Origin of the sequence: Actinoplanes oryzae, assembly GCF_030757795.1 — a bacterium.
Taxonomy (GTDB): domain Bacteria; phylum Actinomycetota; class Actinomycetes; order Mycobacteriales; family Micromonosporaceae; genus Actinoplanes.
The window spans coordinates 1-8,927 of record NZ_JAUQWH010000253.1 but is presented as its reverse complement, the minus strand read 5'-3'; the positions used below and the strand labels follow the sequence as shown (position 1 = coordinate 8,927).

The window sequence follows — 8,927 nt, the reverse complement described above, 5'->3', positions numbered from 1 at the left end:
CATGCTCAGCGACTGGCAGGACGACCCCCGCCGCAACCCACCCGTCGAACTCGTCACCGACCTCGCCGCCGACACCCACCAGCACCAGTGGAACACCAACGACAGCGTCGCCGTCGCCGTGCACGAGATCATGCACTACCTCGGCGACAACGAAGGCTACAAGTCCGACGACCGCCTTCTGCGCACCACCGAACGCCCCGGCGTCATGGGCCAGAACGTGCACACCCTGCCCGTCTCGCGAGCCCAGGCCGCCGAATACCAGGCGCAGAACCTTCCGACGGACTACCTCACCGACACGGACCTGCGGCTGATGCAGGACATCGCGCAGACCGCCGGCCCGGTGCGCGACACCACCCCTGCCACCACGCCCGCCACCGTGGACACGAGCAGCGTGCAGACGCCGTCGCGCGCGCCGGTCATGGTGGAGAAGGGCACGCCGACCTTCCGCGAGGCGCAGCGCCGCTACCGCTTCACGCCGGTGCCCGGCCAGCCACGCCGGATCAACCCGCAGGTCCCGCCGCGGGGGCCCGAGACCGCGGGCAAGCCCACCTACGTCGCCACGGTCCCCGCCACGGTCGGCACCGACATCGACGCCCTGATCAACCAGTACGCCCAGGCCTTCGACAACGACTCCGACCGGGGCCGCTTCGCCCTGGTCATCGGCGTCAACGGCAACACCGCCCGCGACCCGAACGCTGCCCAGGCCGTCCAGAACAAGATCAATCAAGTGGCCGTGTCTCCGGCGGTCACCTTCCCCGTCGTGCTGACCGGCTTCACCTGGTCCGGCAACGCCGCCAACGGCAGCGACCAGCGCAACATCCCGTACGCCGCCTTCCGCGAGACCATCGCCCGCCACGACGCCACCGAGAACCTGATCGCCGAGCTCAATGAGCAGCCCGGCGCCGACCCGGACAGCACGTTCCTGCACATCGCCGACGGCGACGTCGAGTCGATGCGCCCCGGCGGACGCGGCCTGTTCGACCAGGCGGACGCGGTCATCGCCGAGCACGAGAACGCCCAGATGATCAGCGGCGGCTACGACCTGGGCCCGGGGCGTGCCGACAACGACGGGCCCCCGGTGCCGGCCGACGTGCTGGAGCGGGCGCGCGCCGCCAACCAGGCCGACCTCGACGTCCGCCAGGCCATGGCGCAGCACGACAGCCGCGCCGTCTATCTGCCCGAGCCCAACACGCTCCTGCGCATGCCGCCCGGCGGCCGGCTCGAGAACAGCGTCACCTTCGGCGTCCGGTCGAACGATTCGGCCGCCCTCACGTACACCTCGAAGGAGGGCCGTGGGATCGCGGAGTCGGTGGCTGCCAACCGGCCCTGGGTCCCGGATGCCGCGAAGAACTTCGCCGTCTTCGATCCGTCCCTGGCCGTCACGACCGACGGCAAGCGGCTGCTGCGCAACTTCCCGCAGACCGGCACCATCCCGCAGAGCCACACCGATCCCGGCACCTGGCAGCAGCAGATCGAGAACCTCATCGCGGCCCACCCCGAATACGCCACGGTCACCCCGCAGCACATTCAGGATCTGCGGGCCGTCGCGTTCACCCGGGACAAGACCGCGTACGAAGGCGCGGTCCAGCGGCTGACGGCGGCGCGGGGCACGGTCCCTGTCCAGCTCACCAGGATGGCCGCCGGCACCCGGCGGGCGCTGCAGCAACCCGGGGTGGGAAACCGGCCGGCCGGCTCGTCGCGGGTGCCGCAGCCGATGGCGTCGCAGCCGGCCAGCGCCCCGCCCGAGCTCGCCGAAGCCATTTCCCGGCAGCTCCCCGCCGCGGGCACGCCCGAGCAGATCCGCGGGCTCGAGCTGACCGTGCACGGCCCCGACGGACAGTCGGAGACGTTCCGGCCGGTCGGCGTCCCCGTACGCCAGAAGCTCACCGTCACCCAGACCCTCGGCGACAACGGCACTGCCACCTACGAGCTGGGCCGTCCCGCCCCGGCCCCCGCCCCGGGCACGGCGCCGAAGCCGGTTCCCGTGGCGAGCGGCCTGGTGTACGCCGCCCCGGGCGACCAGGGCACGATGCGCACCGCCGCCGCGCCGGTCTACGCGGGCCACCCCGACCGGTATCACGTCTTCGGCCACGCCAACCCCCGTGAGCTCGAAGTGGGCCCGGCCCGGGTCACCGCCGCGCAGCTGGCCGCCGACATCCGCGCCGACCCGGACTGGCAGGGCCGCCCGATCGTGCTGATCGCCTGTGACACGGGCGTCGACCGGGTGAACGGGCTCGCCGCCCAGCTGGCCCGGGAACTGCCCGGCGTCGCGGTCATCGCGCCCGGCGGCATCGTGTGGGCCAGCGACCGCGGGCACGCCATGGTCACGCCGACCGACGCGCTCGGCCCCGGCGCCGTGCCGTTGTTCGCCACCCCGTCGGCGGAGAGCCGGTTCGTGCAGTTCCAGGCGTCGCCCGAGGCGCCCGGCCAGGTGACCGTGACGGACCTGCCGTTCGTGCTGGACGCCTCGGCCCCGCTCGGCGGCTTCGACGTGGACAGCCTCGCCGCCGCCGTCGGGGAACTCGCCACGGACGCCGATGTCGTCGCCACGGATATCGCCGACGTGGCCCAGCCGTCCGTGGACGCCATCGCCCCGGCGCTGCCCGACGTGACCGCCGCCCGGGACGCCCACGTGCAGGCCGCCGAGCTGCACCAGGACGCCCGGAACCTGGCCAACGACCCGGCCGCGCCCCCGGTCCGCGACTTCCGGGAGGCGGCCGCCCGGGCCGATCTGGCCGCCCAGCAGGCCACGGCGGATCTCGACCAGCTGCAGGCCTGGCACGACGAGCTGGTGGCGCTGCGCGACGAGAGCCGCCAGTGGGCGGACCGGGCCGCCGACGCCGCCCGGGTCGCGGCGGAGTCGCGGGCGCTGCCGCCGGGCGACGAGCAGCAGATCCGGGTGGCCGACTCGTTCCTGCGCTCGTTCCAGGCGTTGCAGGAGATCTCCGAGCGGCGGGCTCGCGCCGACGCCCTGGATCTGCGGATCGCGGGCCTCGGCGACCTGCCGGCCACGGTCCAGGACGTCCGCGCCGAAGCGCGCGACGCCGACGCCCTGGTCACGGACGCCGCCGCCAAGGAACCCGCGGCGCTGGCGGCACCCCCGGCACCCACCCGGCCGGACGACGACAGCGACGACGACGGCCCGCCGGCCGACCTTCTGGTCGAGGCCGTCCCGACGCTGACACCCTTCCGGCAGCCGGACGCGCCGCAGCCGCCGCCGCTGACCCGGCAGCAGGCCGCCGAGCAGTACGAGCAGTCCCTGGCGCAGGACCTCTACCAGTCGCTCAAGGTGCGGGACACCGCCCTGCGCACGGTGGAACGGCTGCGCGAGGTGCTGGCCCAGGCCACCGACACGCCGCCCGCCGACGGGGTCCGCCGCTCGTTCCTCAAGAACCACCCCAACGACTCGGGCCAGGCGGGCACCGCCCTGACCGGCCCGGAGCTGAGCGCGCTGCTGCGGGACGGCAACCTGCGCGAGCTGATGAGCGCGCTCTACAACGCGGCCTACTTCAATCGCACCCCGCCGGCCGGCGAGCCGAACCTCAAGGACGTCGCGCTGGAGATCGTGCGCGCCCGGGACTGGGAGCGCTCGGACCGGCTCGGGCTCAACACCGCCGAGCTGCGGGCGTACGCGGATCATCTCGACGGCCCGCAGCGCGCGACGGTCGCCGGCGCCATGCGCAAGCAGAAGCGCAAGGCCACGGTCGACGACGACCCGTTCACCGAGCTGAACCTCATCGGACGCTCGCCCGACTGGGCCGGCGACCTCGACGAGCAGAACCAGGCCCGGCGCATCGAGCGGACCCGGGCGGAGAAGACGCGCGGCCCGCAGGCGGTCACCCCGGCACGGCTCCGGCAGCAGGGCATGGCGCTGGGCAGCTACGAGCAGGGCTTCCTCACCGGGTCGGACGCGCCCGCGTTCACCGTGGACACGGTGCGGTCGGAGGAGATCCCGCTCGACTCGATTCCCCGTACGGCGGACGGCCGCCCCGATCTCGTCCCGCTGCTGCAGCAGAAGGACACGCTCGGCATCAGCGTCGAGACCGGCGAGGACGCCGACGGCAACCCTGTCATCACCAAGGTGACCAGGTCCTTCCCCGGCACGCACGACCACGACCAGCCGTGGCAGTCCTGGCTCAGGCCAGGCGAGCAGGGTCCCGAGCTGCCGCTGCCCTGGGTGAACGGCAGCGCCTTCTACCGCTTCGACACCGGCAGCGACTGGTATCGCCGGGTGCACGACGAGGGCGCCATCCCGGTGATCTCGGGGCCGTCGCTGACCACCGCGCGGATGCTCACGACGTTCCGCTGGCTCAACGTGCCCGGCGTCACCGAGCAGGACTTCCTGCTGGCGCTGTCGGCCTGGATGGTGGCGCCCACCAACCATTCGCTGTACGAGGTGCTGCGCGGCGGTGAGATCGCCGGGGTCCGCCTCCTGGACACCCCGGTACGTCAGATCCCGACCGCCGAGCAGCTGTACGACGAAGTCCGCACCGCCCTCCTCGCGATGCCGCCCGCGGACCGTCCCGTCAGCCCGCCGCCGTTCGAGGCGCCCGCCACCGAGCCGGCGCCCGAGCCCGCGTCCGACCCCGTCGTCACCCGGACGTTCGTCAACCCGGCCGACCGCGCCGCGAACCGGGCGGCGAGCCGGTTCACCGGCCCCGCCGGCCACTACACCCTCGTCGGCTCGGGCGCGGACACCGGCCTGCGCCGGGGCGACACCACGCTGGGCCCGGCCGAGCTGGCCGCCGAGCTGAAGGCCGACCCGGAGTTCCGGAACCAGCCGGTCGCGCTGGTGGCCGGGCTGCCCGACGGGTACGCCGCCGAGCTCTCCGCCGCACTGCCCGGCGTCACGATCATCGCCCCCGCCGGTCCGGTGTGGACGGCGGGCGGCGAGGCCTTCGTCACGGACACCGCCGGCGAGGACCGTGGCGGCCGGGCCCGCCCGCTGGTGCCGCCGTCCGGCAGCTGGCAGCGCTTCCACACCGCCGAGCCGGGGGCCGCCACCACGGTCGAGCGCACCGGCCCGTACCTGTCGGGCAAGCCGGCCGGCAGCATGCTCCTGCCCGAGCTGGCCACCGCCTTCCGCTGGTCGTCGTCCCCGGACACCAGGGCACTGCCCACCTTGACGTCGTTCCGCCCCCCGGCGCCCACGCTGCCGGACATCGCCGAAGAACCGGACGTCGCCGAAGACGCGGACCCGAGCATCGGGGTCGCGGTCACCACCGACGGCGACCTGGCCCTGCCGGCCGAGCTCGCCCCGCCGAACCTGCGCGAGCGCCTTCCGAACTATCTCCGGGACAGCGACACCCTCGGCATGGCCGAGCAGACCGGCCCCACCGAGGGTGTCGACCTGAGCGCGCTCGACGTGCCGCCGCCGGTACGCGACCAGCTGCACTCGGACATCCGCAACGACATCGACCAGTTCCTGGGCGCCGGCCGGCCGTACCCGGTGGTGGTGAACGGACGCCCCGCCGAGCTGGTCGTGACCGCCCGGCTCGACTGGGACGGCCTGCGCACGCAGCGGGCGTCGACCGACTCCGCCAAGGCGAGCGGCAAGACCGGCGGGTCCTTCACCGGCTCGGTGCGGCACACCCGCGACCAGCACCTGGAGCCCAAGGCCTCGGTCACCGCGATGCCGCCGTTCGTGGCCGGCCTGGGCGGGAGCGTGCCGACCTCGCCGCAGGCCACCGCCGGCACCGCGCGGCGCACCGACTTCAGCACGGTCACCAGCGTCAAGCTCGACAACCAGGCCGAGGTCACCGTCCCGATCGTCCTGACCGCGACGCTGAAGGACGCCGGGGACGCCACCCTCGGCACGGTCACGGCGAACGGTGTCGTACCGCTGCGGGTGCCCACCCGGCTCGCCGACCCCGGACCCCTCTACGGCCCGGCACCGGAGAAGCTGCACGCCGCCCCGCCGTCCCGCTTCGGGGTCGAGAGCGTGACCAGCCGGACCGACCCGGTCGAGGGCAGCTATTTCGACCAGGTCGACCGGATGCTGCGCGACGCGGGACTGGGCGACATCACCCGGGTCGGCGCTCCGGGCCGTACGGTGCTGCAGCGCTTCCTGTCCGACGGCAACCTCTCCGCCCAGCTGGCCAAGGCCGCCACCCACGACCTGGACGACCCGGACGCCGGCTGGGTCGACTCGGACCCGCTGCCCCGCGCCCACGAGAGCGGCTGGCGCCGCGTCTTCCCCGCCCGCGACCGGGCGCTGCAGATGCGGCTGGTGGCCCGCCAGGTGCAGGTCGTCGACACGGTGGCCGACGCCAAGCACAGCGACGTCACGAAACTGTCCGTCGAGGCCGCCGACACCACCGCCGCCGACCGCCCGTGGAACGCCTGGGGCCTGGCCGGCGGCGGCACCGACGTGGCGCCGGTCTCCTTCGTGGTCGGCCCCCGGGTGTCGGCCACCCGCAAGGGCTCGAACACCCAGAAGTTCACCGACGAGGCCGGCGCGCGCGACACCCTGGAGGCGACCGGCCCGGCGGTCCGCTATCGGACCGTCTACGACCTGCAGGTACGCCCGCTCGGTGGGCCCGCGCGCACGCTGGCCGGCCCGGTGGAGACGATGCAGTGGGCGACCGCGGACCGGGTCCGCAGGAGCGCCCTCGACCCCGGTGCGACGCCGTGGCACGGTCGCACGGGAGTCTCCCGCACCCACTTCGCGCCGGCGCACGTCGAGCAGGGGCACTCGTTCGGCGGCGCGTACATCGACGACCTCGACGGCGGGGACAAGCTCTACCGCACGGTGGCCGACGCCCTGCGCAGCGTCCCCGGGCACCGCGGCTTCTCCTTCAACGCGGAGACCTTCGTCAAGCAGTTCGGCGACCAGTCGCTCGCGTCCGGCCTGAGCGCCGGGGTGCAGGCGATCCTCTCCCGGGACGCGGCCGCGCGCACCCAGCTCTCCGACCGACAGCTGCGGTTCCTGCTGGACCGGATCGTCGGGCCCGGCCTGGAGATCCCGCTGTTCAAGAACGGCGCACTGCACGACTACAGCACCGTCGTGACGGTGACCGGCGAGCTGTCCGACCTGTCCGACGGCGACCTGCTCGACCGGGGCGAGCTGAAGACCGGCGACAAGCGCAGCCGCCAGTCCGCCTTCACCGGCGGCCAGGAGCACAGCCGCACCAACGAGGTGAGCCTGGAGGGCCGGGTGCTCGGTCCCGTCGGCCGGGCGATCTCGACGATGCTCGGTGGCCCCCGCGTCAGCCACACCGGCGTGCGCGGCCACGACCTCACCGTCTCCGACGCCCACGGCTCGGACGTCCGGCACGCCCCCGGCCTGACCCCCGCGGGCGAGCTCACCGGCGTGCCGATGCGCGAGTTCGCCGGCACCCTGACCGTCCGCGCCACCAGCCAGTCGAGCGTGCGGACCAACCAGAACATGCGGCAGCTCGTGCCGGGGCTGCCCGGCCGGGGCACGCCGTCCCTGATCTCCGGCTCCGTGGTCCCGCCCCGGGAGCACAAGCTCGACGTGCGGCTGCTGGTGCCCGAGCACCGGGTGAGCACGACCCGGCCCCCGGCGGTGCCCGCGCCGCAACCGCGCGACCAGGAGTGGATGGCGTACGCCCCGCCGCTGAGCACGATGGCGGGCGGCTTCCCGCACGAGCTGGACGGCAGCCGCGTCGAGACCTTCCTGGGCGCCGGCCATCTCCAGGACGCCGTCAAGGAGACCCTGGTCCGCGCCACGGGCGACCCGATCTTCGCCTTCCCCGACGGGCCCATCTCCGGCACGATCAGCAACAGCCTGTCGCCGGAGCGGCTGGCGAACGACCGCGAGCTGTTCAGCACGCCGCTGTCGATCGACCACCTGACCTACAGCCGCCGGGCGTCCGACGTGGAGGCCAACGTCAAGGTCCGGCTCCGGCCGACCAACCCGCGGATCCTGCCCGCGTCCGAGTTCGAGCAGGTCAAGGACGTGCTGGCCGGCGGCTCGGGGAGCAGCGCCAAGCGGGGCAGCGCGTGGGAGGCCGCCGTCTCCCTCACGGCCGTCGCGGGGATCACCGGCACGGCACAGGACCACGGCGACTCCAGCACCCTGCCCGGCGGCACGGTCGTCGCCGGCCTCACCCCGTGGCAGCGCACCTGGGGCAGCGTCCGGGAGGAGGGCGTGTCGGGCACCTCCAAGGTCAAGGTCGGCGGACGCCCGGAGCGCCGGGTGCCGGTGCAGATCGACGTCGACGCCGAGATCGTCGTGGAGGCCCAGCGCCGGGGCAAGATCGACATGCTCGACCTGGTCCCCGGGCGGCCGGTGCAACGTGCCGGGCAACGGCTGACGCTGCCCACCTCCGCCATCGTGTGGCTCACCGAGGCCGACATCCACCGGATCCGGGAGCAGGACGCCGCCCGGCACCGGCTCAGCGCCGAGGTCGAGCTGCAGCAGCTGCACGCGAGCCAGGCCGACGGTCAGCGCACCCGGCACGAGGCCGAGCGCGCCACGCTCGACGCGCGGCACCGGACCATGAACACCCCCGCCGACGTACGCCGCCAGGAGCACGACGACCTGCGAACCCGCCAGGACGCCGAGCGGCAGGCCATGACCGACCGGCAGGCCACCGAGCGGCGGCTGGTCGCCGAGGCCCACGACGAGCGGGCCGCCGAGCTCGACCGGTCCCGCCCGCCCGCCGCCCCGGCGCCGGCCACCACCGAGACGCTCCCGGCGCCGCCCGGCGCCCGGAGCATCGGCCTCGGGGGCATCAGCTCGGCCCTGGACCTGGGCGACCGGGTCGGCACGGTACGCCGGGCGGTCGCCGCTGCCATCGGCGGCGCCAAGGGCAAGGAGGTCGCCGAGGCGCTGCTTCCGATGTCCGCCTCGGACCAGCCGCACGACAACGTCCGGGCGCTGCGCTCGTTCCTGTCCCACGCGCAGAACCACGCGAACGCGGCGCTCAACGGCGGGCCCTACATCGTGCCGGGCATCGTCT

At 74.3% G+C, this 8,927-nt stretch carries 1 pseudogene; it reads left to right on the top strand.

Annotation, left to right across the window (positions count from 1 at the left end):
- A pseudogene (locus RBH18_RS41460) lies at nucleotides 1-8,927 on the top strand (hypothetical protein); the annotation flags it as partial.